Below are 25,084 nucleotides of genomic sequence, written 5' to 3' on the forward strand. Positions count from 1 at the left end.
GAGGTAGATATGGAATTACTAATGACAAGATTACATGAAGCCACTGTATTGTTGTATGCCATCAGTATGCTTTTATATTTTATTGACTTCCTTAATAATAACCAGAAGGCGAATAAAGTTGCCTTCTGGTTGCTTTCTATTGTTTGGGTGCTGCAAACAATTTTTTTGTTTCTATATGTAATGAAAACGGGAAGGTTTCCGGTATTGACGATTTTTGAAGGCTTATATTTTTATGCATGGGTCCTCATTTCGTTATCATTAATTATTAATCGATTGCTTAGAGTCGATTTTACGGTCTTCTTTACCAATGTATTAGGCTTTATGGTTATGGCTATTCATACCTTTGCACCAGTTCAGATAGAATCAGAAGTGCTCGCACAGCAGCTCGTTTCAGAGCTTTTGCTCATACATATTACGTTTGCCATTCTATCTTATGGGGCTTTTACACTTTCTTTCGTATTTTCCCTACTCTACTTAATTCAATATGATTTATTGAAACGAAAAAAATGGGGGAAACGACTGCTTCGTCTCGGAGATTTAACAAAACTTGAGCATATGTCATATGTCCTTGCAGTAATCGGAGTCCCATTATTAGTGGTCTCCCTTATCTTAGGAATTCAATGGGCCTATATAAAAGTACCTGGAGTATCCTGGCTGGATATGAAAATTATCGGCTCATTTATTTTGCTCATCGGTTACAGCGTGTTTTTATACTTGAAAATTCGGAAACAAATGTATGGAAGGACACTAGCCTTTCTGAATATTGGATCTTTCATGATTGTGTTAATTAACTTTTTCCTTTTTGGAAGCCTTTCAACATTCCACTTTTGGAATACATAGGAGGAAATTATGAGAAAAATTATTGTCGGTTCTAGACGTAGTAAATTAGCGATTACCCAAACGAACTGGGTTATTAATCAACTTAAAGAGCTTGGTGTTCCATACGAGTTCGAGGTGAAGGAAATTGTCACAAAAGGGGATCAAATCCTCGATGTAACGCTTTCTAAAGTAGGAGGCAAAGGCTTATTTGTAAAAGAAATCGAACAAGCTATGCTTGATAAAGAAATCGATATGGCTGTACATAGTATGAAAGATATGCCGGCGGTACTTCCAGAAGGCTTGACGATTGGCTGCATTCCACCGAGAGAAGACCACCGAGATGCCTTGATTTCAAAAAACCATGAAACTCTATCTGAACTGAAGCCAGGTTCTATCATTGGGACAAGCAGTTTACGCCGTGGTGCTCAAATCCTAGCAAGAAGACCAGACCTTGAAATTAAGTGGATTCGCGGTAATATCGATACCCGCCTGAATAAGCTGAAAACTGAAGATTACGATGCTATTATTTTAGCTGCAGCCGGACTTTCAAGAATGGGATGGAAGCAGGACGTCGTAACAGAATTTTTAGATGAAGATATTTGTATACCAGCAGTTGGCCAAGGAGCACTTTCTATTGAATGCCGTGCTGACGATCAAGATTTACTGGCTGAGCTTGCGAAATTCACCTGTGAAAAAACGAAAAGAACAGTTGAAGCAGAACGTGCATTTTTAGATAAAATGGAAGGCGGCTGTCAGGTGCCGATTGCCGGCTTCGCGGTAGCAAAAGACAATGGAGATATTTCATTAACTGCATTGGTCGCTTCTCCGGATGGTAAATTGATTTATAAAGAAATGGTTGAAGGGTCTGACCCAGAAGCAGTTGGACATAATGCTGCTAAACTTATTAGTGAATTTGGCGGTAAAGAGTTAATCGATCGTGTAAAAGAGGAGCTTGATCAGTAATGAAGCCCTTTCAACCTCTCAAAGATTATCAGGTGTTAATCACCAGAGGGAAAAGACAGGCTGATGGATTAAAAGCTTCGATTGAAAAAAATGGTGGAACTCCGCTTCTCGTTCCTTTGCTTGAGTTCACTCTTCCTGATCATCGGGAAGAAGTGCAGCTGCGGTTAGAAGAATTAGATAGCTACGACTGGATTATTTTAACTAGTCAAAATGGGGTTGAATTCCTCTTTACACTTCTCGGAAAAAAGCCTGTTAGGCTTCCAAAAATAGCTGTTATCGGTTCAAAAACAGAAGAAGCACTGAAGCGCCATGGATATGTGGCGGATTTTATTCCATCTCAGTTTGTTGCTGAAGGTTTTGTTTCGGAGTTCATTTCACTACTTCAACCTGGATCCCGCGTTTTGCTGGCAAAAGGAAATCTCGCGCGCACGGTCATTGCGGATGAGATTAATAAAACTGGTGCCTCCTGTGATGAAGTGATTGTTTATCATACCGTACTTCCTGATGAGAGTGAAAGAAAACTTGTTCAACTGATAGTGAGTCGAAAAATTGATATCATAACCTTTACAAGCTCTTCAACGGTAGAGCACTTCTTACAGATTATAGACCGCAATAAATTGGGTACATACATAGAAAGCATTATCATTGCTTGCATCGGACCAATTGCTGCTAAAACGGCTTCTAAACATGGTTTAACTGTCGATGTGTGTCCAGATGTTTATACAACAGAAGCAATGGTTGAGGAATTAATACGATTCATTGTAAAAAAGAATAATAAGGGAGGAACTTTAAAATGAAAGACATTCCATTCAATCGCCACCGTCGCCTGCGTGCAAGTGCTGGCATGCGAGCTCTAGTCCGTGAAACACAATTGCATAAAGAGGATTTAATCTATCCGATTTTCGTCATTGACGGAGAAAACGTAAAAAATGAAATTAGCTCGATGCCCGGTATTTATCAGCTTTCTATGGATAATCTGGGAGCAGAAATGGATGAAGTCGTGAGTCTAGGCATTAAATCAGTCATTTTATTTGGTGTCCCTTTTGATCATGATAAAGACGAACATGGCACAGGTGCTTTTCATCATAACGGTCTTGTACAAGAGGCGACCCGTCTTATCAAAAAACAATACCCGGAAATCATTGTCATTGCTGATACATGTCTTTGTGAGTATACAAGCCATGGCCATTGTGGAGTCGTTGAGGGAGACAAGATTTTAAACGATGCTTCTCTTAACCTTCTTGCAAAAACAGCTATTAGCCAGGCCGAAGCGGGCGCTGATATCATTGCACCTTCTAACATGATGGACGGTTTTGTTGCGGCCATTCGTGCAGGTTTGGATGAAGCGGGTTATGAAGATATCCCAATCATGTCCTATGCTGTAAAATACGCTTCAGCCTTTTACGGCCCATTCCGTGAAGCTGCGAATGGCGCGCCACAATTTGGTGACAGGAAGACGTACCAAATGGATCCTGCGAATCGTCTTGAAGCGTTCCGTGAAGCGGAATCAGATGTTGCTGAAGGTGCGGATTTCTTAATCGTGAAACCAGCCCTTTCTTATATGGACATCATCAGAGATGTAAAAAATAACTTTAATCTTCCTGTTGTTTCATACAATGTGAGCGGAGAATATTCCATGGTAAAAGCTGCGGCCAATAATGGCTGGATTGATGAAAAAGCAATTGTAATGGAAATGCTGACAGGCTTAAAACGTGCAGGATCGGACCTAATCATTACGTATTTTTCAAAAGAGGTAGCACGCTGGATTGATGAAGATAATAAAAGATAAAAAAATATAACCTGTTAGAGAAAAGGGGACTGAATCATGCGGTCATATGAAAAATCGAAAAAAGCGTTTGCTGAAGCAAAAAATTTGATGCCGGGCGGCGTGAACAGCCCGGTCCGTGCCTTTAAATCTGTGGACATGGACCCCATTTTCATGGAGCGTGGCAAAGGCTCGAAAATGTATGATATCGATGGCAATGAATATATAGACTACGTTCTTTCCTGGGGACCGCTTATCCTGGGTCACACGAATGATCGTGTCGTTGAATCACTGAAAAAGGTAGCGGAATCAGGTACAAGCTTCGGAACCTCTACCGTGGTTGAAAATGAATTGGCTAAGCTCGTCATTGAACGGGTTCCTTCGATTGAGATGATTCGTATGGTCTCTTCAGGAACAGAAGCGACTATGAGTGCTTTAAGATTAGCACGAGGATATACTGGCCGTGATAAAATCCTGAAGTTTGAAGGTTCTTATCATGGACATGGTGATTCCTTGTTAATTAAGGCCGGATCTGGCGTTGCAACGTTAGGTCTACCAGATAGCCCGGGTGTACCAGAAGGCATTGCAAAAAATACAATTACAGTGCCATATAATGATCTTGCAGCAACAAAATATGCGTTTGAGCAATTTGGCGAAGACATCGCCTGTATCATCGTGGAGCCTGTTGCGGGGAATATGGGTGTCGTGCCACCACAACCTGGTTTCTTGGAAGGCCTGCGCGACTTGACGACCCAATACGGGGCTCTATTGATTTTTGATGAAGTTATGACAGGTTTCCGAGTCGGTTATAATTGTGCACAAGGCTATTTTGGCATTGAGCCGGACCTGACTTGTCTTGGTAAAGTTATTGGCGGAGGTTTACCGGTCGGAGCTTTCGGAGGTAAACGTAAAATCATGGAACAAATTGCACCGAGTGGAACAATCTATCAAGCAGGAACATTATCCGGAAACCCGCTTGCCATGACTGCCGGACTTGAAACGCTGAGCCAATTGACTCCAGAATCTTATGAAGAGTTTACCCGTAAAGGTGACATGCTCGAAAAAGGCATTGGAGAAGCTGCTAAAAAATATGGTGTTCCGCATACATTTAACCGTGCTGGTTCAATGATCGGACTTTTCTTTACGAATGAAGATGTAGTTAATTATGATACAGCAAAAACTTCTGATTTAGAGTTCTTTGCTTCCTATTATAGGGAAATGGCAAACCAAGGTATCTACTTGCCGCCGTCCCAGTTCGAAGGTTTATTCCTATCTACTGCACATAGTGATGAAGATATCGAAAAGACCATTGCAGCAACTGAACAGGCTTTTGCGAAATTAAAAAAATAATCTAAAGCTAATTGAAACACTAATAAAACTCTTAAAACAGGCTACCATTATCCAAAAACTTTTGGAGAAAGGTAGCCTGTTTTTTTATTGAATTTTAATCAATAAGTAGGCCAAAAAAAAGTTTGTAGGCCGAAAGTGGATGAAGGACGAATTAAATGGCTGAAGGCCGAAATAAATGGTTGAAGGCCGAAATAAATGGTGAAGGCCGAATTAAAGTGGTTGAAGGCCGAAATAAATGGTTGAAGGCCGAATTAAAGTGGAGGAAGGCCGAAATAAATGGTTGAAGGTCGAAATAAATGGTTGAAGGCCGAATTAAAGTGGATTAAGGCCGAATTAAAGTGGAGGAAGGCCGAATAAATGGTAGAAGGCCGAATTAAAGTGGAGGAAGGCCGAATTAAATGGTGAAGGCCGAATTAAAGTGGATTAAGGCCGAATTAAAGTGGAGGAAGGCCGAATAAATGGTAGAAGGCCGAATTAAAGTGGAGGAAGGCCGAATTAAATGGTGAAGGCCGAATTAAAGTGGTTGAAGTCCGAAATAAATGGTTGAAGGCCGAATTAAAGTGGTTGAAGGCCGAAATAAATGGTTGAAGGCCGAATTAAAGTGGAGGAAGGCTGAAATAAATGGTTGAAGTCCGAATTAAAGTGGAGGAAGTCCGAATTAAATGGTTGAAGTCCGAATAAAAGTGGAGGAAGGCCGAAATAAATGGTAGAAGGCCGAAATAAATGGTTGAAGGCCGAATTAAAGTGGATGAAGGCCGAATTAAATGGCGGAAAGGCCGAATAAAAGTAGATGAAGGGCTTAAGGGCAAGATGGTTTCCAATGAAATTAAGGAATAATCAATAGCCTTTCTTCATAGATTGTTATTGGTATAGGTACCGTTTCCTGAAGCTGAAAGGAGGAGTTGTCTTGTCGCAAGAAAATGAATCGTATTTACGATTTTCTTTAGAGGAATCCGTTTGGTTCCAGAAGGGACAGGAAGTGGCTGAGCTATATTCCATTTCCCTCGATCCAAATGTGACGATTCAAGAAAGTGATCAATATGTTTTTATACGAGGCTCGTTAGATTTATGCGGTGAATACAAGGACTCGGAAAATGGTGAACAAGAGGAATTTTCACAGACCTTTATGCCAAAAGCCGTTCAAAAGGTTGAGAGGAATCTCGATGGACTCAATGAGTTCACACACCGTTTTCCGGTTGATATAACGATTCCGAATAATCGGATTGCCTCATTAGATGAAATTGATGTCTCGATTCAAAGTTTTGATTATGCTCTACCTGAGCATAACTGTTTAAAATTGCAGGCGGATTTGTTGATAACCGGAATTTATAATGATTCATATGTGGAAGAACGTACCGATACGGAACTGGAGGTCGTGGAAACAGAAACCGAGGAACAAGAAGAAACAGACGAAGAAAATGAGTCATACATTCCATATGCGGCTGGGGTCCCGCCAATCCCAGATTTTCAACCGGTGTTTCGTGATGAGCAGGAAGAAGAGTTATACACGCCATTTTCTGCCGAGGCAAAACGAGTGTCTGAAACCGAGGAAGAAGATGATGAGGAGCCTATCTATTTAAGTGAACAGCATAATGCTCCAGTTTTTGAAATTCCTGTTTCACCGTATCCAGAAGAGGAGCAGTGGGAAGAAGTAAACAGGGAAGAAGCCGAAGAGGAAGAAGAAGTGATTTACCTAATTGATCGCCATAGTCATCCAATTGATAAGATTCCGGAGTCATCCATTCAAGATGAGCATCTAGAGGCAGAAGTTAGCAGACTGGTAAAAGCCGTAGAGAACCCGGAGATTAAGAAAGAAGAAGAATCGGTTTATGTAAGTAATCAACAAAATGTCCCAGTTAGTAAGAATCCTGTATCGCCATTTGGATCCGAGGAAGTCGACCGGCAGGAAAAAGCTGTTGATAAAGCAGGCCCTATCCTCAATGAGCATGTGAAAGTAGCAAACGAAGAGGAACACCATTCATCTATAAGGGATTTGTTTAAAAGAAAAGAAAATCCAGAGCCACCAGCCAAAGAAGTTAAAAATTATAAAGGCAGAAAACAAGCCTCGGAACGTGATGATAAAGAGACGACAGAGCACGCGGATAAGCATTTATCCATTATGGATTTATTCGGACGAAAACAAGAGGAAGAACTGGTCAGGATGAAGGTTTGCATTGTTCAGCAAGGGGAAACGTTGGATGATTTGGCACAGCGCTATGATGTTACTGTTCAATCTATACTCTTCAGCAATGAATTGGAGTCGAATCAGAACGTTCATGAAGGGCAAGTCATTTATATACCGAAGGCGATTGCTTATAAAAATTAAGTACGGCAGAGAGCAGAGCAGATGGCACTGCTCCTGTTTTTTACTATAGTAATTGAGTTGTAATTTAATAAACGAAAGACAATCTAAGAAAGTAAGATTGAATGTGACTACGCCTTTGGTGGCTATAGGAATCCAATTGGCGAGTTTTTTTAGAGAAAGTGAGTGAGTCTCGTGAGGGAAAACGAGAATCAGCAGACTAATAATTGGGATAGGGACACAGGAGAAGTTTTGAAAGAATATGCCCTATATGTACAATATATAGAGGATTTCGGACGAGTGAAAAAAGTCTATAGTGATCGCGGTACATTTGCCTTGAAGTCCATTTTACCGCACAACGGCATTGATTTTATCAAAAATGTTCAAAAACTGTATCATCGCGGGTATAACCGAATTGTTCCCATTTATCAAACGATGGATCAACGTTATGCGGTTCTTCATAATGGTCGTTTGTATTACCTGATGCCCTGGTTGAATAACGAGAGAAACGGAGAGCGTGATGAAAGCCATAAGCAAATGTTCAGGGAGCTTGCCCGGATGCATACGTTGTCTGTAAAAGAAATAGTAGTGGATATTGAGGAACGAGAATCTCATTATGAGCGAACATTGGATTCCTGGAATAACGAGAAGGATTTTATGGATGAGTATATTGATAGCTGTGAAAAGAAATGGTATATGTCTCCATTTGAAATGACGGTTTGTTCCTTTTTCACAGATATATCACAGGCACTGAGGTACTCGATTAAGAAGTTTGAAACGTGGTATGAAAAAACTAAGGAAAGTGAAAAAATCCGGACTGTTGTCACGCATGGAAAGGTCTCATTAAAGCATTTTGTTTATGATGAACGTGGATATGGTTACTTTATTAATTTCGAGAATTCGAATACGGCACCGCCTCATTTCGATTTACTCCCATTCCTAGTCAAATCGGCGAGGACCTATCCTGTCCAATGTGATGACTGTGTCGATTGGCTATATAACTATCTCCGTTATTTCCCGTTAAAAGAAGAAGAATTGCTGCTGATGCAAAGCTATCTTGCTTTTCCGGGATCGGCTCTAGATATAGTGAAGAATTATTCGGACGGCAGAGGCCATAGAACAGAACTAGATAATGTAACCCAACTGCAGCGGCAATTTTGGCTCCTGAAGAATATTGAATATATGGTGATGAAAATCGAAGATATTGAACAGAAGAAAAAGGCGGCTACTGAAGCTGTTAAAGAAGAGCAATCACCCCCAAGCTAAATATACATGATTGGATTACCTCCAGTCATGTATATTTTTTTTCTGTAGGGGAATAATTAAATCCATTCGAAATATAAAGACATAGCTAAGAAAATAAATGCGATTAGCAGAAGCATATCGAAGAAAGTAGGGAAAATCAGCGTCCGCAACCCTTGGAATACTATAAAAGGGATAATGAACTGCTGGCAAACACCGCGGAATTTTTTCATCCAAGGCGGTAAAGTATAAGGGGAATATTTTCGTTTCATATTATTACCTTCCTTTGTAGGACTTCTTATATTCTATGGGTATGAGGTGGAAAAGGTGAGAAAGCCGTCACAGGAACTTATCTTAGAGGATAGAATAAAGAAAAGACTGAATGGCAAGATTTAATAGCCTAAAGTGAGAATACTTTAAGAAAGTATTCGAAAGATGATTGACTGGAGCCCTATTTTTTTTGTACTATATACTATATGCGTTTAGTGATTTTACATATGAATATAAATGAATGCAAAGACCGGAAATAGTAAGATGAAATGCGCTTTTCAGAGAGGGAACCGTTGGTGAGAGGTTTCTAAGTTGGCAGCATCAGAAGTCGTCCGCGAGCAGTTTTCGTGAAAGTTATTTAGTAGCGATGGCCGGTGAAGAGCCGTTATCCCATTTGAGAGCCGAAGAAGATTCTTTTCTTTTTCGGAAAAAAGGTGGCACCGCGAACAACTTCCTTCGTCCTTTTGTGATGATGGAAGTTTTTTTTATGCCCTTAAAAGGAGGAAATGATTATGGAAGAGAACCAAATTTCGATGCCGACTAAATATGATCCGCAGACGATAGAGAAAGGCCGCTATAAGTGGTGGCTTGATGGAAAGTTTTTTGAAACAAAAGGTGATGACAAAAAAGAGCCATATACGATTGTCATTCCACCGCCGAACGTAACAGGTAAGCTGCACCTAGGCCATGCTTGGGATACAACACTTCAAGATATATTAACTCGCATGAAACGGATGCAAGGCTATGACGTTTTATGGTTGCCAGGTATGGACCATGCTGGTATCGCTACGCAAGCAAAAGTTGAACAAAAGCTTCGTGCAGAAGGCGTAAGCCGTTACGACTTAGGCCGTGAGAAGTTTGTAGAAGAAACATGGAAATGGAAAGAGGAGTATGCGAGTCATATCCGTGAACAATGGTCAAAGCTTGGTCTTGGTCTTGATTATACACGTGAGCGCTTCACGCTTGATGATGGGCTTTCTAAAGCGGTACGTGAAGTATTCGTGTCCCTTTATAACAAAGGCTTGATTTATCGCGGGGAATACATTATCAACTGGGATCCATCAACGAAAACAGCGTTATCTGATATCGAGGTTATTTACAAAGATGTTCAGGGCGCATTTTACCATATGAAATATCCATTAGTTGACGGATCAGGTGAAATTGAAATAGCTACAACTCGCCCAGAAACCATGCTTGGCGATTCTGCTGTTGCCGTACACCCTGAAGATGACCGTTATAAGCATTTAATCGGTAAAATGGTTTGCTTGCCAATTACAGGTCGAGAAATTCCGATTGTCGGTGATGATTATGTGGATATGGAATTCGGTTCTGGTGCGGTTAAAATTACACCTGCCCATGATCCGAATGACTTTGAAATTGGGAACCGTCACAATTTGGAGCGCATCCTTGTCATGCATGAAGACGGTTCGATGAATGAAAAGGCCGGTAAATACGAAGGTATGGACCGCTTCGAGTGCCGTAAGCAAATCGTCAAAGACCTTCAGGATGAAGGAGTACTCTTTAAAATAGAAGATCACCTTCACTCAGTTGGTCACTCAGAGCGAAGCGGTGCTGTTGTTGAACCATATCTTTCGACTCAATGGTTCGTCAAAATGCAACCTCTTGCGGATACATCAGTTGAGCTTCAAAAAGGGTCTGATGATGAAAAAGTTCATTTCGTTCCAGATCGATTCGAAAAAACGTATCTGCACTGGATGGAAAATATTCGCGACTGGTGTATTTCCCGTCAGCTTTGGTGGGGCCACCGCATTCCGGCTTGGTATCATAAGGAAACAGGCGAAGTGTATGTAGGACATGAAGAGCCTGCGGATGCTGAGAACTGGGAACAAGATACAGATGTTTTGGACACGTGGTTCAGCTCTGCTTTATGGCCGTTCTCAACTATGGGCTGGCCAGACAAAGATAGCGTTGATTTTAAACGATACTATCCAACCGGAGCACTTGTGACAGGCTATGATATCATTTTCTTCTGGGTTTCACGGATGATTTTCCAAGCACTTGAGTTCACGGGCGAACGTCCTTTTGAAGATGTACTGATTCACGGTCTTGTTCGTGACGAACAGGGACGCAAGATGAGCAAATCGCTTGGTAATGGAGTCGATCCGATGGATGTTATCGATCAATACGGTGCTGATTCCCTGCGTTACTTCTTATCAACGGGCAGCTCACCAGGTCAGGACCTTCGTTACAGCACCGAAAAAGTGGAAGCGGTTTGGAACTTCTCCAACAAAATCTGGAACGCATCCCGTTTTGCTTTAATGAATATGAATGGCATGACGTATGACGAAATCGATTTAAGCGGTGAAAAATCTGTAGCCGATAAATGGATTTTAACGCGTTTGAACGAAACGATTTCAAACGTAACAAGACTCGCTGACCGTTATGAGTTCGGTGAAGTCGGCCGTGTGCTTTACAACTTCATTTGGGATGATTTCTGTGACTGGTATATTGAAATGGCGAAACTTCCGTTATATGGCGAAGACGAAGCAGCGAAGAAAACGACTCGTTCAATCTTAGCTTACGTGCTAGATAACACGATGAGATTGTTGCATCCCTTCATGCCATTCATTACCGAAGAAATCTGGCAAAACCTTCCTCATGAAGGTGAGTCGATCACTGTTGCTGCTTGGCCGGAAGTGAACGAAGAATTGACAGATTCAGCTGCAGCCGAGGAAATGAAGCTGCTTGTTGAAATCATCCGCTCCGTTCGTAACATTCGTGCTGAGGTGAACACACCGTTAAGCAAAAAAATCAATTTGATTTTAAAAGCGAAAGACGAGTCCATCTTAGCAACATTACAGAAAAACAGCAGCTATATCGAGCGTTTCTGTAATCCTGAACACTTGACGATCGGCATCGAAGTCGAAGAACCAGCTCAAGCAATGACGGCAGTTGTAACTGGTGTTGAACTAATCCTTCCGCTTACAGGACTGATCAATATCGACGAAGAAGTGAAACGTCTTGAAAAAGAACTCGACAAACTTAATAAAGAAGTCGAACGCGTACAGAAAAAATTAGGGAACGAAGGCTTTGTTAAAAAGGCGCCAGCAAGCGTTATTGATGAAGAACGTGCCAAAGAAAAAGACTACAGCGAAAAACGTGACTCTGTGATCCACAGAATCAACGAATTGAAACAGCTGTAAAATGCAAAAGGAAGAACCGGCCTATTATGCTGGTTCATCCTTTTTTGTGTTTAATAAATATTAATCTTCAATCAGTCGTGATTAAATGTCCGGTTGAGAGGAAATTCTATCTTTAATAAAAATAAGATACTCTCTTACAATATTAATGTCACTTAGTGCACTAAGTGTCCTGCTACCCACTACATCCTCGATTTCATTGAGCATTAGGCTGTCATCTTCGGCAAAAATAAAATCGATTCCGACCATGCCAAACTCAAAAGCTGCGATTACTCTTTCAACAAGCGCTTTTTCAGGTACAGACAGCTCATATAATGAAGCTGATCCACCTAACGTATAATTTGCCTTGAAGCTGGAGGAGGACTCTCGAAGTACAGCGGCCACCACTTTTTTACCAATCACAAAAACGCGGATATCCTTGCCGAATACGCAGGGCTTTTGGACAATCCAATTTCCTTCCGACAATTCGGCTAAATCATGTGCGTGTTCAATCAAATATACTTGTTTCCCGCCGCGCCCATGGGCTTCTTTAGCGATGAACGGGAAATCCATATCATCAGCACTCGGCATTCCTTGGCAATACACGGTATCGGCCATCGGAATTCCGATTGAGGTCAAATATTGATGCGTTTTTGCTTTGTCATTCGCCATTTCGGATACGAAAGAGGAGTTAAAGCAGGCAATACCCACTTGCTCCAACTGTTTTGTGAGAAAAGGATCGATGGTCCGAACAATCGCAAAGTCTGGCAATTCAATAGGATGTTGCTTATGTTCCACGAACAACTCATTGAAACGATGACCAATTTTGATGTCTTCTCGGAAGTGAAAATGTAAATCAAGATCTAGCCTTTTAGCTTCGTCGAGCATCCAGTCTATGTATCCTCTGTTTTTTTCGGCATCATCACGGTTATAGATCAACCAACCTGTTTGTTTGTTCATCTGAAATACTTCCTTTTTCTAATTTGTCTAACACATAATCAAACATGCTATCAGCGATGTTGATGCCAGTACAGTCGTAAATATTTAGTAAATGCGAGTTCGAATTCACTTCGCATAGAAGCGGGCCATCTTCACCGAACAATAAATCGACGCCAGCAAAGTCTGCACCGAGAATCGAAGCACATCGGATGGCCAGATCCGCTTCTTTCTTGGTGGGGCTGTATGGTAATGCATGGCCTCCAACTGTCATGTTAGCTCGGAAGTCATGCTCGGATTTGCGGTGCATTGCAGCTATGACTTGATCTCCGACGACATTCACGCGAATATCACGGCCCTTACTGTGCTCGATGAATTCTTGAATAATAAATGGTTTGTGTCCAAGCTTATGGACTGTCTTCAAAAATTCAGCCTCTGATTGAATTAAATACACTTGTTCACCAAATGAGCCGTATGCTTCCTTTACGATAAGCGGGTATCCAAGTTCAAGGCCGATATCTTTAAAAGCATCCACATTTATTCTTTCAATTCCTTCATACGTAAACGGAGGAAATAAGGTTTTCGGCATTGGAATGCCATGCCCTGCTAACGCTTGATGCGTTTTTGCTTTGCTATCGCAAATATCAATCGCTGTGCTGCTGTTATATACGGGAATGTCGAGCAATTCCAAATGGCGAGCCAAATGAATGTCTTTATCCATGAACAGGACAAAATCAGGCAACTTTTCAAAATTTCCTTTTAGCATAGGCAATCCTTTTTCAATTACAGGAATAAGTTCGGAATTACGGACAAGGGTTGCCGAAATCTCTTTTCTTTCAGCTGCTTCTTTAATAAATAAAGCTAAACTAGAAAACTTATCATGTTGTAAATAGCCGTTGACGACAATCCAACAGTGGAGTGCAGAAGGTTTCACGGTAAATCACTACCTTTCATCTAGGTAAATCGTTAATATATTGATAAAATAATTTTAACGCATAAGAGCGGTGTAAAGAAAGAGGAGGCTTATTGATAAATGGGAAAGACCATGAAAGAAATCAATCATTTTTTCGAACAACGACAGGTTCAATTAGGTATGAATTTTGGCCTATCACGAATGGAAACATTATTAACTAAATTAGGTAATCCCCAAGAAGGTCTAAAGTATATTCATATTGCAGGTTCAAACGGGAAAGGATCTACCTTGCATTATATAAAAGAAATCCTGCTAGCAGAAGGAATTCGGGTCGCTTCCTTCACATCGCCGTATTTAATACGCATGAATGAACAACTGAAGATAAATACAGATGAAATCAGTGACAATGACTTTGTCGCTGCTTTCCAGGAACTCTGGCCAATTGTACAAGAGATGGATAGTGCGGGGAACGGACCGACTCAATTTGAAATCCTAACAGCGATGGCATTCTCTTATTTTAGCAAAAAAGAAGTTGATCTAGTTCTAATGGAAACGGGACTAGGAGGCAGGCTCGATACAACGAATGTCATCCAGCCACTTCTTTCGATCATTACCTCAATTTCTTTGGAACATACGAATATTCTAGGAAACACCCTTGCGGAAATTGCATCAGAGAAAGCTGGCATCATTAAAAGTGGTGCACCGATTATCAGTGGAGTCACGGCCGAGGAGCCAGCAAAAGTAATCGAAGAAAAAGCAGCTTCAGCAAACGTACCCTATTATCAATTAGGAAGGGACATTTATGTGAATGATGTGAAGCAAAGTAAACATGGGCAAAGCTTCTCAATCTCACTTGATAATAGGTCTATCCGGAATATTGACCTTCAGATGTTAGGTCGTCACCAAATAGATAATGCAGCACTGGCCGTCGCTGCTGTCATGTTAGTTATAGAAGGCATAGATGAAAAAAGCATTCGAAAGGGAATAGGGGAGGCGAAATGGAATGGCCGTTTTGAAAAAATATTTGACGAGCCGTTGGTAATCATTGATGGGGCGCATAACCCTGCTGGCATCGAAGTACTGATAGAAACACTTAAGACACATTATCCAGAGTACACTTACCGATTTATCTTCAGTTCATTTCGGGATAAAGATTATTCACAGATGCTGCATATGCTGGAAAAGGAAGCGATTGAAATCATCATTACCGAATTCAACCATGAACGAGCGGCTAATGCGGAAAAACTTTATAAACAATGCAGTCATGAAAATAAAAGCATAGATAAGGATTGGCAGTCGGCGATAAGGAAAGGGAGACAGAAAGCAGGGGAAAAAGAGATTCTTGTCATTACAGGTTCCCTTTATTTCCTTTCACTTGTTAGGGAATTTATATCTGAATTTTGATAGATCTATAATCAATATCAGGTTTCATGACAAAATGAGTTATTTTCACAAAAAGGACCAGTTCAGGGTCCTTTCAGACTGTAGACAAACTCGATGAAAATCAAGTTTGTCTACAGTTTTTTTGAGGGGTTGTAAAAATTCGACGTTGATTTCCACTCCAGGCACTCGCTTTCCGCGGGCGGTCAGGGAGCCTCCTCGGCGCCTTTGCGCCTGTGGGGTCTCCCTTGGACACGCATTTCCCGCAGGAGTCTCGCACCTTCCGTTCCAATCAACTTTGTTTTAACAATTAGATATAACCACTTTTGCCTACAGTCCTTTTTGTTTTAATATAGAAGTATTAAAACTTGAGGTGATGACGATGCTTTCGAAACATAATTCTATTCAGCGAGATCAACTTGAAATGATTACTTTGGATCAACTGGTGCCAGCGAACCATTTGGTTCGTAAAATTGAGGGGGCCATTGACTTCACTTTCATTTATGACTTGGTGAAAGATATGTATTCAGAGATAGGGCGCCCAAGTATTGATCCAGTTATTTTAGTTAAATTGACATTCATTCAATATACCTTCGGTATTCGTTCGATGCGTAAAACGATTGAAGAAGTTGAAACGAATATGGCTTACCGTTGGTTTTTAGGTTACGGTTTCCATGATAAAGTACCTCACTTCTCAACGTTCGGGAAAAATTATGAGCGTCGCTTTAAAGATACAGACCTGTTTGAACGGATTTTTTATCGTATCTTAATGACAGCTTCAGAAAGAAAGTTAATAAGTGCAGAGCACGTATTCGTTGATTCAACACATGTGAAAGCCAGTGCGAATAAGCGAAAATTCGAAAAGAAAATCGTTCGTAAGGAAACACGAGCATATCAAGAACGCCTTCAAGAAGAAATAAATCAAGATCGTGAAAACAATGGAAAGAAGCCTTTTCCACCGGATAAATTTGATAAAGAAGAAACCAAAGAAATTAAAGAAAGTACAACTGACCCTGAGAGTGGCTACTATGTAAAAGATGAACGAACAAAACAGTTTGCCTATTCATTTCATGCGGCTGCGGACCGCAACGGTTTTGTGCTGGGGACGATTGTAACACCGGGAAATACGCATGATAGTCATATCTTAGAGCCTCTTGTTGAACAAGTGATTGAGAAAGTTGGAAAACCTGAAGCTGTTGCCGCAGATGCAGCTTACAAAACACCAGCCATTACAAGACCTTTTTGGGAAAGAAATCACACCAGCTTTACCCTATACACGTCCACGAACAAAAGAAGGGTTCTTTCGCAAGCATGACTATGTTTACGATGAACATTTTGATTGTTATCTCTGCCCATCGGGCGAGATTTTAAAGTACTCAACAACAAATAAAGAGGGCTATCGCGAGTACAAATCACCCAAACACACTTGTGCGACATGCTCATTTTTATCACAGTGTACAGTAAGCAAAGACCATCAAAAAGTGGTGACACGCCATATCTGGCAAAATTATATGGAAGAAGCAGATCATCTGCGTCATCACAAGGATGTAAAACCTATATATGCGAAACGTAAAGAAACAATAGAGCGTGTATTCGCAGATGCAAAAGAAAAGCATGGTATGCGTTGGACTACTTTAAGGGGACTTAAAAAATTGTCGATGCAGGCGATGCTTACTTTCGCTGCCATGAATTTATAGAAGATAGCCAATTGGACATGGCAAGGTCCAAGAATGGCTTAATAAAGTGGGCTCGTAGAGGCCCAATCTCTTAATCTTGAGCAAAATTCAAAGGGAATTTCAAAAGGGGTCCGGAATTAAAACATTCCGAACCCCTTTTGTCTACAAACTGAAAGGACCTGTTCTGAAGTGAACCCAAAAAGTTAGACACTTTATTTAATTAGGCAGCCTTGAGGGCATGAACCCGGAATTCTACCGGGCTCATGCCTTTTAATTTTACCTTGATTCGTTGATGATTGTAGTAATGGATATATTCTTCTAATTCTTGTTTGAAATGCTCCATGCTTTCAAATTCTTGAAGATAAAGTAACTCTGATTTTAATAGGCCAAAGAAGTTTTCTATGACCGCATTATCGAGACAATTTCCTTTACGGGACATGCTTTGTGTAATGTTATGTCTTTTCAAATCATGCGAATATTGTTTCATCTGGTAATGCCAGCCCTGATCTGAATGAAGAATGGGTGAATCTTTCGATTCCAAGCGGTCAAAGGCTTTCTCCAGCATTTTGGAAACGAGGGGATAAACAGGCCGAGATTCGACATTATAGGCGATGATTTCTCCATTAAACAGATCAAGAATGGCCGATAAGTATAGTTTCTCCCCAGCTAGATGGAATTCTGTGACGTCTGTCACCCATTTTTCATTTGAGTTTGTTGCCTTGAAATCACGTGCTAGAATGTTGGGTGCAATCTTGCCGATTTTCCCTTTGTACGAACGGTATTTCTTCATGCGAACTAAAGACTTCAATCCTAGTTCATTCATCAATCGGAGAACTGTTTTATGATTGATGCGAGCACCTCTGTTACGTAATTCTAGGGTGATACGCCGATACCCATAGCGCCCTTTATGCGTATGGAAAATCTCTTCGATAAGGGATTTCATTTCTGTGTATTTATCCTCACGCCCGAAGGCGTTTACCCAATAATAGTATGTACTCCGTGCCATGTTAGAAATGGATAGAAGCAGATTTAAATCAAATTGTTTCCTTAGTTCATGGACTACTTTCGCTTTGTCTTTCTTTGTAGGGCTTCCTTTTCTTGAACTAAGGCATTCAACTTTTTTAGATAGGCATTCTCTGCACGTAAGTATTCTAATTCGGCAAGAAGTGCTTCTTGAGAGCCTTTAGCTGGTGATGTTTTTTTGGTTTCTTTTTTCATGGATAGACGCCCCTTTTTCTTTGGTTTAAGGGCGTCTATACCTCCTTCCTTCAACTGATTTGACCATTTCAAAAGTGTAGAATCGGAAGGAAGATTATAGTGTACAGCGGTCTCGCTGATCGATGCCCCATATTCGTTCATATAATTAAGTACCTCTAGTTTAAAGGGCAGAGTGTAATTTGTATAGGATGAAGCAATTCCTTCCATCCCATGTTCTAGATAGCGAGCGACCCATCTCTTCAGAGGGGATAAACCTACATTTCTTTCTTGTGCGATGGATTTATAGGATTTTTTCCCTTCCAAGTACTCTAAAACTGCATGTAATTTTTCGTCTATCGTATATTTAGTCAAAAAAACTGCACCTCCAATTGTTAGATGTTGTCTAACAATTGGGGTGCAGTTCATTCAAGGTCCTTTTTATTTTTGGTAACTATCAGCATAATCGTTTAACAGAGCCTTAAAAGAAGAAAACTACTTTTAATAAAAACCTATATATCAATTCCCTATTATCCTGTATTTTTGTTAAAATATGTTTAAGTATTGATTCTATAGGACTAAAGAATAATTCGGCAATCTAAAGAGAAATACACTAGTTACTAGGAGGGAGATCTACTGAAGGCAGAAGTAGAGATGGCAAATTAAAGAACGAGAGGAATGAATAATTATGAAGAACCCCGGTGATTATGACAAAGTAGAATGTTCTGTAAAAGGAATTAGAATTTCTGATATAGGCACTTTTACAATTGATGCTAAGGATTCAATCGAAGTAAATAGATTCCGAGTGCAAGTAAAATAAATGATGCCTTTCTATCTCTTTCTCTTCGCCCTAGGTCTAATTTTAGGCTCATTCTATAACGTTGTCGGCTTAAGTGTTCCTATAGGAAATTCATTTACCAATCGGCGCTCTGCTTGTCAATCTTGTGGACGAACCTTGACGTCGTTCGAGTTACTACCAGTTGTTTCTTATGTGATACAAGGCGGTAAATGCCGTGGCTGTGAGGCCAGGATTTCCCCCCTTTATCCGGTTGTAGAAATGCTAACAGGTGTTTTGTTTGTTTCAGCTCCTTTATTCCTTGGTAGGGTGGACGAACTATGGATTGCCTGGACATTGATTTCTTTGTTTATGATCATCTTTGTTTCTGACGTGGCCTATATGCTCATTCCTGATAAGGTACTACTTTTCTTTGCAGTGATTTTTTTATTTCTACGCGTTCTCTTTCCACTATCTCCTTGGTGGGATTCAATTGTAGGGGCCACGGTTGGCTTTAGTTTGCTTCTATTAATCGCTGTGGTGAGCAAGGGAGGTATGGGTGGCGGTGATATCAAGCTGTTTGCAGTGATTGGTTTTGCACTCGGATTGAAGTTGGTGCTGTTATCGTTTCTGTTTGCGAGCTTTTATGGGGCATTTTTTGGCATCATCGGTATGCTAACAGGCGTGATTAAAAAGAAAACACTGATTCCTTTTGGACCGTATATCGTTTTTGGGACATTGACTGCTTATTTTTGGGGCGAGTCCATTCTACAGTGGTATGTGCACTTTTTAAGATGATAATAATTAGGGGAATCTATTTCATAAAGGGACGATCCTTGTTTTGATGAAATTTGTCAAAAACTTTCTGGACATCTTGCGTTTTTGATTTTAAAGGACATGGTTACTATTTTAACTGACATAGTTTACTAGGAATTTATTTAAGGTGAGAAATGCAAATTATGCGACGGCAAAGGATCAGAAATAACGGAACCTATGCATTTTGAAGAATGTCCTTAGTTTAGGGAAATATGAATAGAGAAATTTGACGAAACCTATTAATGACAAGACGACAAAAGTCTTGTTATTTTTTTTTGCCTCTATGATAGGATGGAAAAAATGATCAGGAGAGGAGGAAAAAAAGTGGACAAGTCCGAAAAAAGCAAAGGTATTAAGATAAAAATAAATGGGGAAGAAAAAGTATTTGCCGATAAAAATAAGAATGTCGATCAAGAGGCAGCGGGTGAGGAGCAGGAACAAACTGATGATAGTTTTGAATGGATTCTACCGGATGATTCAATCGAGAACAAGGTTGTATTGGTCCCTGCCCCGAAAAAGAAGAAAATGCCAAAGCTTATCGGTTTTGGTACTGGCACGTTAAATAGTCCGGACAAAAGACCAATAAAACCATTCTTGATTGCAGTCATTTGCGCGGTGTTTTTCGGGTCGATACTTGGCTTAATTGCCGTTAAAACCATTACTAAGGAAAAGGCAGCTGATACTTCAGTTGAGACCTCTATCAAAACGGCATCTCCTGCTGAGGATACAAAACCAGAAACTATGGAACAAGGAGCTCAGCTGAAAACATTCCTTGTACAAGGCGGTGTATTCAGCAGCGAGGATGCGGCGAAACAAATTCAAAAAAAAATCATTGAAAAGCAGGTTCCTGCTGAAATTTTCAAATTAGAAGACAGCTATTATTTATTTTTAGGATCAGCGGAGAGCCTAACTGCAAGTAAGGAGCTGGCATTGTTTTTAAAGTCATATGATGTAGACGTTTATTGGAAGGAAATCAATTTTGAAGCGGCGAGTAAAAGCCAAAAAGATGAGGAAACACTCGACACTATGAAGGCTGTATATTCTTCATTAGCAGAAACATCCGCAACCAAGCTTCGGGGTAAGGAAACAACAGTAAACGAGGAAACTCTGAAAAAAAATATGGAAAAGCTAAAGGGGGAGAACTTATCATCAGAACTTTCCCAAATGAATAATAATCTATCAGCTGCGGCAAAGTTGATAACCGAATATGAAACATCAAAAAAGGAAGAATATCTTTTACAGGCTCAAGGAAGTCTGCTTGACTTTTTATTGAATTACCAAAAAATAACAGGGTGAAAGTTGATGATCTAGGGGAGTTATTTAACAGGACAAGCTCCCCTTTATGACAACTTTTTTTTATTTTCCGGGAAATAAGATACGGCCATTGTCGATTCCTAGTAAACAATAATTGTGGATTTCTCCATAATTTGATAGGATAGAAATGTATCTCCCTATGTAAAGAAAGGTGACTTTTTATTATGCAACCATTGATTTTAGCTTCATCATCACCGCGTCGTAAAGAACTTCTACAATTCCTTCAAATACCCTTCGAAAGTATGAATTCCAATGTCGATGAAAGTATTGATGAAAACATGCGTGCGGAAGAGGCGGTACAAGAATTAGCTTCTAGGAAAGCGGCAGCCATTGCGGCTGATCATCAGGAAAGCTGGGTAATCGGCTCAGATACAGTTGTTGTCCTTGATGGTGAGATATTGGGCAAGCCAATCAACCGTGCCGATGGAAAAAGAATGCTCGAGATGTTATCAGGAAGAACACATGAAGTGTACACAGGTGTCGCTATTATATTCGGTAAGCACAGCAAAGTATTTGCAGAAAAAACGGAAGTGACTTTTTGGGAGCTGTCAGAAGCTGAAATCGAACGTTATCTGGACAGCGGCGAACCTTTTGACAAGGCAGGCGGCTATGGTATTCAAGGATACGGTTCACTTCTTGTCAAACAAATTAATGGGGACTATTTCACTGTTGTCGGACTTCCGGTTTCAAGACTAGCTCGCGAACTTAAGGTGATGCAATCAGACATGACGTAATAGATTTCTCCTCTGGCACTCTCCCTTTTATAAGGAAGGGTGGATGCTTTGAGTGAAAAAATGCAAATGCGGGGTTACCCGAAAGAAGAGATGCCTCGCGAAAGATTCCTGCAAGACGGGCCGCAAAGCCTCTCCAATCAAGAATTGCTTGCTCTGCTGTTGAGGACTGGAACAAAGGAAGAATCTGTTCTTCAGCTTTCTAGTCGTCTCATCAAATCTTTCGAGGGTCTGCGTCTGTTAAAAGAAGCCTCTGTCGAAGAAATGACCGGGATTAAAGGGATTGGTGAAGCGAAAGCGATTCAAATTTTAGCCTCGGTCGAACTTGGCAGGAGAATTCAAAAATTAAATGATCCAGACCGCTATGTGATCCGCTCTCCTGAAGATGGTGCCAATTATTGCATGGAAGAAATGCGTTTTTTGACACAAGAACATTTCGTCTGTCTCTATTTAAATACGAAAAATCAAGTTCTTCATAAAACGACAGTCTTCATCGGCAGTCTCAATGCTTCGATTGTGCATCCGCGTGAGGTCTTCAAAGAAGCTTTCAGAAGGTCTGCTGCCTCTATCATCTGTCTTCATAACCACCCCTCCGGAGACCCGTCTCCCAGCAGAGAAGATATTGAAGTAACGAAAAGATTAGTCGAATGTGGTAAAATAATTGGGATTGAAGTATTGGATCATATCATTATTGGGGAGCACAAATATGTTAGTTTGAAGGAAAAAGGTTATTTATGACACTATCAAAATTTTTGATGATACGATATAATATTGTTTATGATTTTTAAAAGAGGAAACTTTTTCAAAACTCTTATTGTCAAAAAACGACAAATTATTATTTGAACTTATAAAAAGGCATTTTTGTTTACGAAAGGGAGATACCATAATGTTTGGAATTGGCGCTAGAGATATAGGAATTGATTTAGGAACAGCTAATACGCTTGTTTATGTAAAAGGAAAAGGAATTGCCGTACGTGAACCATCTGTTGTTGCTGTGCAAACAGATACAAAACAGATTGTCGCAGTCGGAAATGATGCGAAAAACATGATCGGTCGTACACCTGGAAACGTGGTTGCCCTTCGCCCGATGAAGGACGGAGTTATTGCCGATTATGAAACAACGGCTACAATGATGAAGTATTATATGAAAGAAGCTCAAAAAAAGGGCGTATTCGGTAACAAACCGTATGTCATGATTTGTGTGCCTTCTGGAATTACAGCAGTTGAACAGCGTGCAGTTATCGATGCAGCTAGACAAGCTGGAGCTCGTGATGCCTATCCAATTGAAGAACCGTTTGCAGCAGCTATCGGAGCTGATCTTCCTGTTTGGGAACCTACAGGCAGCATGGTCGTTGATATTGGCGGGGGAACAACGGAAGTAGCGATTATTTCCCTTGGTGGAATTGTAACAAGCCAATCAATTCGCATTGCTGGTGACGAGATGGATGATGCCATTATCGTTTACATTCGTAAGAACTACAATCTAATGATCGGTGAACGTACTTCTGAAGCGATTAAGATGGAAATTGGTTCTGCAGGTGACACGGAAGGTATTGAAAATATGGAAATTCGCGGCCGTGACCTTTTGACTGGATTACCAAAAACGATCGAAATTACAGCTGAGGAAATCTCTAAAGCATTAAGTGATACAGTTTCTGCGATTGTAGATTCAGTGAAAAACACTTTAGAAAAAACACCACCTGAACTTGCAGCTGACATTATGGACAGAGGTATTGTACTAACAGGCGGAGGTGCTTTGCTGCGCAATTTGGATAAAGTCATCAGTGAAGAAACGCAAATGCCAGTAATCATTGCTGAAAATCCGCTTGATTGTGTTGCAATCGGAACGGGTAAAGCATTGGACCACATTCATTTGTTCAAGACTAAATCAAGAGATTCAAGATAAGCATTACAAGCATTACTTCTCAAATAGGGCCGGCTCAACAAAAGGTTGCTTGGGCCGGCTTTGCTTTTTCTTTAAGCCGTCTAAAAACATTTGATGGCTAGCTGTTATTAATGTGTTTAATCATTACAATTGAGTAAATTAAAAATAGAGGTGCAATCATCATGCCACAGTTTTTTAATAAAAAACTCCTTCTCTTGCTCGTTAGCATTATCGTTCTCGTGGCATTGATCGGTTTTTCATTAAGAGAGAGAGAAGAGTTAACTTGGCCCGAGAAATTCTTAAAGGATACAACAGGCTGGGTCGGAAATGTGTTTAATAAACCTGTATCGGGTATAACGGGGTTTGTAGGGGACTTAAAAGAACTTCAACATACATACGATGAAAACAAAAAGTTGAAAGCCCGTTTGGATGAATATGTTTTATTGAAAACCCAGGTTCAAGATTTAAAAGAGGAAAATGAAGAACTTCGTGATAACCTCGGTAAGGAAGACGATCTGCGGAAGTATTCGCCAATTCAGGCGACGGTTATAGGGCGTAATCCTGAACGCTGGCATGAAATGCTTACGATTAATAAAGGAAAGCGTAATGGAGTAGAAAAAAATATGGCTGTCATTACATCCACTGGTTTAGTTGGTAAGGTAAAAGTAGCCACTGATTTCACTGCTTCTGTTCAACTTTTAAGCTCAATCGACAAAGCTAACCGCGTCTCTGCAATCATTCAAGGCAAAGATAAAGCATTTGGTTTGATTGAAGGGTTCGATGATGAAAAGAATCTTTTATTAATGAAACGGATTCCTTATGATAAAAAAATCAAGAAAAATTCATTGGTCATTACTTCTGGTTATGGAGGGATCTTCCCGAAAGGTCTGCCAATCGGAAAAGTGGTCGATGTTAAAGTGGATCAATATGGATTGAACCAAACCGCGTATATTGAACCATCGACGGATTTTTATGATATTAATAATGTAATGGTCGTCAAACGTGAAGTTGGCGGCGTAGAAGATGAGATGGATGGGGAGGATGAAGTTAAGTGAAACATTTCATCCTTTCTTTTATAGCCTTGCTTTTTTTTGTTTTTGAAAGCATCTTTGCCCAGTTATTTGCAAGTGATGTATTTGGCGCTGATAAAATCCTAGTTCCTCGGTTTATTATGATTTTTGTTTTTTTCCTGACTATGTTCGGATCTAGAAAAATAGGGATGCTTTATGGAGCAATTCTTGGGTTAACATATGATGCCGTATATACAGAAATTTTAGGGGTTTACATGTTCCTTATCCCTTTTCTTGCGTATTTGATTTCAAAATGCATGAAAATCTTGCAAAATAATATACTTATTTCCTGCCTTGTAGCTCTCTTGTTTACGGCAGTTTTAGAGGTCGTTATTTTTCAAATGAATATCATCCTATCTTTTGCAGATATGGGATTTGCGGAATATATGGACCGGAGATTCGTCCCGACATTATTATTGAACCTCGTATTTATTATTATTAGTTGCTATCCATTAAAGAGAATTATCGAAAAGCTTGATTTGCAAGGAGAATTAGAATAACGTTTCTGTGTTCTAATAGTAGGTTAAAAATGTATTTTCACTT

At 40.3% G+C, this 25,084-nt stretch carries 22 protein-coding genes, 1 pseudogene and 1 other annotated feature; of the genes and pseudogenes, 19 read left to right on the forward strand and 4 right to left on the reverse strand.

Annotated features, from left to right (window positions below; translation table 11 throughout):
- Positions 1–9: 9 nt before the first annotated feature.
- The 8 genes from JFU50_RS17590 to ysxE all read left to right on the forward strand — a co-directional run bounded on the left by JFU50_RS17590 (position 10) and on the right by ysxE (position 8,465).
- Positions 10–840 carry a cytochrome C assembly family protein gene (locus JFU50_RS17590; protein ID WP_053347176.1) on the forward strand — a complete coding sequence of 277 codons (831 nt, stop codon included), beginning with the start codon at positions 10–12 and terminating at the stop codon, positions 838–840.
- Positions 841–849: 9 nt separating this feature from the next.
- On the forward strand, positions 850–1,782 hold the full coding sequence (gene hemC, locus JFU50_RS17595) for a hydroxymethylbilane synthase (protein WP_053347175.1): 933 nt from the start codon (positions 850–852) through the stop codon (positions 1,780–1,782).
- The gene (locus tag JFU50_RS17600) at positions 1,782–2,579 is read left to right on the forward strand and encodes a uroporphyrinogen-III synthase (protein WP_201223474.1); all 798 of its coding nucleotides are present in this window, start codon (positions 1,782–1,784) and stop codon (positions 2,577–2,579) included. The genes hemC and JFU50_RS17600 overlap by 1 nt, the downstream gene beginning before the upstream one ends.
- Positions 2,576–3,571 carry a porphobilinogen synthase gene (gene hemB / locus JFU50_RS17605; protein ID WP_053347173.1) on the forward strand — a complete coding sequence of 332 codons (996 nt, stop codon included), beginning with the start codon at positions 2,576–2,578 and terminating at the stop codon, positions 3,569–3,571. The genes JFU50_RS17600 and hemB overlap by 4 nt, the downstream gene beginning before the upstream one ends.
- Before the next feature lie 36 nt (positions 3,572–3,607).
- The gene (gene hemL / locus JFU50_RS17610; RefSeq protein WP_056525582.1) at positions 3,608–4,897 is read left to right on the forward strand and encodes a glutamate-1-semialdehyde 2,1-aminomutase; all 1,290 of its coding nucleotides are present in this window, start codon (positions 3,608–3,610) and stop codon (positions 4,895–4,897) included.
- A 155-nt stretch (positions 4,898–5,052) separates the two neighbouring features.
- The gene (locus tag JFU50_RS31505) at positions 5,053–5,181 is read left to right on the forward strand and encodes a hypothetical protein (protein WP_274608354.1); all 129 of its coding nucleotides are present in this window, start codon (positions 5,053–5,055) and stop codon (positions 5,179–5,181) included.
- Positions 5,182–5,804: 623 nt separating this feature from the next.
- Complete coding sequence (gene spoVID / locus JFU50_RS17615) at positions 5,805–7,223, forward strand: stage VI sporulation protein D (RefSeq protein ID WP_201223475.1); 1,419 nt, start codon at positions 5,805–5,807, stop codon at positions 7,221–7,223.
- Between the two features lie 162 nt (positions 7,224–7,385).
- Positions 7,386–8,465 (forward strand): spore coat protein YsxE, encoded by a 1,080-nt coding sequence (ysxE, locus tag JFU50_RS17620; RefSeq protein WP_342366285.1) that lies wholly within the window; start codon positions 7,386–7,388, stop codon positions 8,463–8,465.
- Positions 8,466–8,521: 56 nt separating this feature from the next.
- Here the strand turns inward: ysxE and JFU50_RS17625 are convergent, their stop codons facing one another.
- Complete coding sequence (locus JFU50_RS17625; protein ID WP_056525571.1) at positions 8,522–8,713, reverse strand: hypothetical protein; 192 nt, start codon at positions 8,711–8,713, stop codon at positions 8,522–8,524.
- Positions 8,714–8,948: 235 nt separating this feature from the next.
- Positions 8,949–9,178, forward strand: a binding site (T-box leader).
- A gap of 45 nt (positions 9,179–9,223) precedes the next feature.
- Here JFU50_RS17625 and JFU50_RS17630 point away from each other — a divergent pair.
- Positions 9,224–11,875 (forward strand): valine--tRNA ligase, encoded by a 2,652-nt coding sequence (locus JFU50_RS17630; RefSeq protein ID WP_201223481.1) that lies wholly within the window; start codon positions 9,224–9,226, stop codon positions 11,873–11,875.
- A gap of 81 nt (positions 11,876–11,956) precedes the next feature.
- Here JFU50_RS17630 and JFU50_RS17635 read toward each other — a convergent pair whose 3' ends face one another.
- A complete protein-coding gene (locus JFU50_RS17635; RefSeq protein WP_201223483.1) occupies positions 11,957–12,811 on the reverse strand; it encodes an ATP-grasp domain-containing protein in 855 nt (284 codons plus the stop codon).
- A complete protein-coding gene (locus tag JFU50_RS17640) occupies positions 12,780–13,721 on the reverse strand; it encodes an ATP-grasp domain-containing protein (protein ID WP_201186048.1) in 942 nt (313 codons plus the stop codon). Before JFU50_RS17640 ends, JFU50_RS17635 begins: the two co-directional genes overlap by 32 nt.
- Before the next feature lie 99 nt (positions 13,722–13,820).
- Between JFU50_RS17640 and JFU50_RS17645 the strand changes: the two genes are divergently transcribed.
- The gene (locus JFU50_RS17645) at positions 13,821–15,104 is read left to right on the forward strand and encodes a bifunctional folylpolyglutamate synthase/dihydrofolate synthase (RefSeq protein ID WP_201223485.1); all 1,284 of its coding nucleotides are present in this window, start codon (positions 13,821–13,823) and stop codon (positions 15,102–15,104) included.
- Positions 15,105–15,462: 358 nt separating this feature from the next.
- Positions 15,463–16,777: pseudogene (locus JFU50_RS17650) on the forward strand (IS1182 family transposase).
- 199 nt (positions 16,778–16,976) lie between these two features.
- On the opposite strand, the gene JFU50_RS17655 reads toward JFU50_RS17650, so the two are convergent.
- Positions 16,977–18,325, reverse strand: a protein-coding gene (locus JFU50_RS17655) for an IS3 family transposase (protein WP_201182105.1) whose coding sequence is annotated in 2 segments (ribosomal slippage) — positions 16,977–17,881 and positions 17,881–18,325 — 1,350 coding nt in all. Because the reading frame shifts where the segments join, the coding sequence is not laid out codon by codon here.
- A gap of 313 nt (positions 18,326–18,638) precedes the next feature.
- On the opposite strand from JFU50_RS17655, the gene JFU50_RS31510 reads away from it, so the two are divergent.
- From JFU50_RS31510 to mreD, 8 genes are all read left to right on the forward strand, one after another.
- On the forward strand, positions 18,639–18,770 hold the full coding sequence (locus tag JFU50_RS31510; protein ID WP_274608355.1) for a hypothetical protein: 132 nt from the start codon (positions 18,639–18,641) through the stop codon (positions 18,768–18,770).
- Positions 18,771–19,523, forward strand: coding sequence for a prepilin peptidase (locus tag JFU50_RS17660; RefSeq protein WP_446728142.1), 753 nt, complete (start codon positions 18,771–18,773; stop codon positions 19,521–19,523). It abuts the gene before it with no gap.
- A 342-nt stretch (positions 19,524–19,865) separates the two neighbouring features.
- A complete protein-coding gene (locus JFU50_RS17665) occupies positions 19,866–20,837 on the forward strand; it encodes a hypothetical protein (RefSeq protein ID WP_201223487.1) in 972 nt (323 codons plus the stop codon).
- A gap of 182 nt (positions 20,838–21,019) precedes the next feature.
- Positions 21,020–21,589 (forward strand): Maf family protein, encoded by a 570-nt coding sequence (locus tag JFU50_RS17670; protein ID WP_201186040.1) that lies wholly within the window; start codon positions 21,020–21,022, stop codon positions 21,587–21,589.
- A gap of 60 nt (positions 21,590–21,649) precedes the next feature.
- Positions 21,650–22,324: a RadC family protein gene (gene radC, locus JFU50_RS17675; protein ID WP_201187977.1), complete on the forward strand. Its 675-nt coding sequence runs from the start codon at positions 21,650–21,652 to the stop codon at positions 22,322–22,324.
- 148 nt (positions 22,325–22,472) lie between these two features.
- A complete protein-coding gene (locus JFU50_RS17680; RefSeq protein WP_053347162.1) occupies positions 22,473–23,492 on the forward strand; it encodes a rod shape-determining protein in 1,020 nt (339 codons plus the stop codon).
- A 161-nt stretch (positions 23,493–23,653) separates the two neighbouring features.
- Positions 23,654–24,526, forward strand: coding sequence for a rod shape-determining protein MreC (mreC, locus tag JFU50_RS17685; protein WP_053347161.1), 873 nt, complete (start codon positions 23,654–23,656; stop codon positions 24,524–24,526).
- Positions 24,523–25,041: a rod shape-determining protein MreD gene (gene mreD / locus JFU50_RS17690; RefSeq protein ID WP_057218889.1), complete on the forward strand. Its 519-nt coding sequence runs from the start codon at positions 24,523–24,525 to the stop codon at positions 25,039–25,041. The genes mreC and mreD overlap by 4 nt, the downstream gene beginning before the upstream one ends.
- The last annotated feature ends 43 nt before the right edge of the window (positions 25,042–25,084 follow it).

The organism is Peribacillus sp. TH14 (genome assembly GCF_016651145.1).
Taxonomy (GTDB): Bacteria; Bacillota; Bacilli; order Bacillales; family DSM-1321; genus Peribacillus; species Peribacillus butanolivorans.

Bases quoted from the DNA above. Each gene is read 5' to 3' on its own strand.
- hemB (WP_053347173.1), top strand. From the start codon at position 2,576: ATGAAAGACATTCCATTCAATCGCCACCGTCGCCTGCGTGCAAGTGCT.
- JFU50_RS17680 (WP_053347162.1), top strand. From the start codon at position 22,473: ATGTTTGGAATTGGCGCTAGAGATATAGGAATTGATTTAGGAACAGCT.
- JFU50_RS31505 (WP_274608354.1), top strand. From the start codon at position 5,053: ATGGCTGAAGGCCGAAATAAATGGTTGAAGGCCGAAATAAATGGTGAA.
- JFU50_RS31510 (WP_274608355.1), top strand. From the start codon at position 18,639: ATGAAGAACCCCGGTGATTATGACAAAGTAGAATGTTCTGTAAAAGGA.
- hemL (WP_056525582.1), top strand. From the start codon at position 3,608: ATGCGGTCATATGAAAAATCGAAAAAAGCGTTTGCTGAAGCAAAAAAT.
- JFU50_RS17630 (WP_201223481.1), top strand. From the start codon at position 9,224: ATGGAAGAGAACCAAATTTCGATGCCGACTAAATATGATCCGCAGACG.
- JFU50_RS17670 (WP_201186040.1), top strand. From the start codon at position 21,020: ATGCAACCATTGATTTTAGCTTCATCATCACCGCGTCGTAAAGAACTT.
- JFU50_RS17600 (WP_201223474.1), top strand. From the start codon at position 1,782: ATGAAGCCCTTTCAACCTCTCAAAGATTATCAGGTGTTAATCACCAGA.
- JFU50_RS17625 (WP_056525571.1), bottom strand. From the start codon at position 8,713: ATGAAACGAAAATATTCCCCTTATACTTTACCGCCTTGGATGAAAAAA.
- hemC (WP_053347175.1), top strand. From the start codon at position 850: ATGAGAAAAATTATTGTCGGTTCTAGACGTAGTAAATTAGCGATTACC.
- JFU50_RS17590 (WP_053347176.1), top strand. From the start codon at position 10: ATGGAATTACTAATGACAAGATTACATGAAGCCACTGTATTGTTGTAT.
- mreC (WP_053347161.1), top strand. From the start codon at position 23,654: ATGCCACAGTTTTTTAATAAAAAACTCCTTCTCTTGCTCGTTAGCATT.
- JFU50_RS17660 (WP_446728142.1), top strand. From the start codon at position 18,771: ATGATGCCTTTCTATCTCTTTCTCTTCGCCCTAGGTCTAATTTTAGGC.
- JFU50_RS17635 (WP_201223483.1), bottom strand. From the start codon at position 12,811: ATGAACAAACAAACAGGTTGGTTGATCTATAACCGTGATGATGCCGAA.
- JFU50_RS17645 (WP_201223485.1), top strand. From the start codon at position 13,821: ATGGGAAAGACCATGAAAGAAATCAATCATTTTTTCGAACAACGACAG.
- radC (WP_201187977.1), top strand. From the start codon at position 21,650: ATGCAAATGCGGGGTTACCCGAAAGAAGAGATGCCTCGCGAAAGATTC.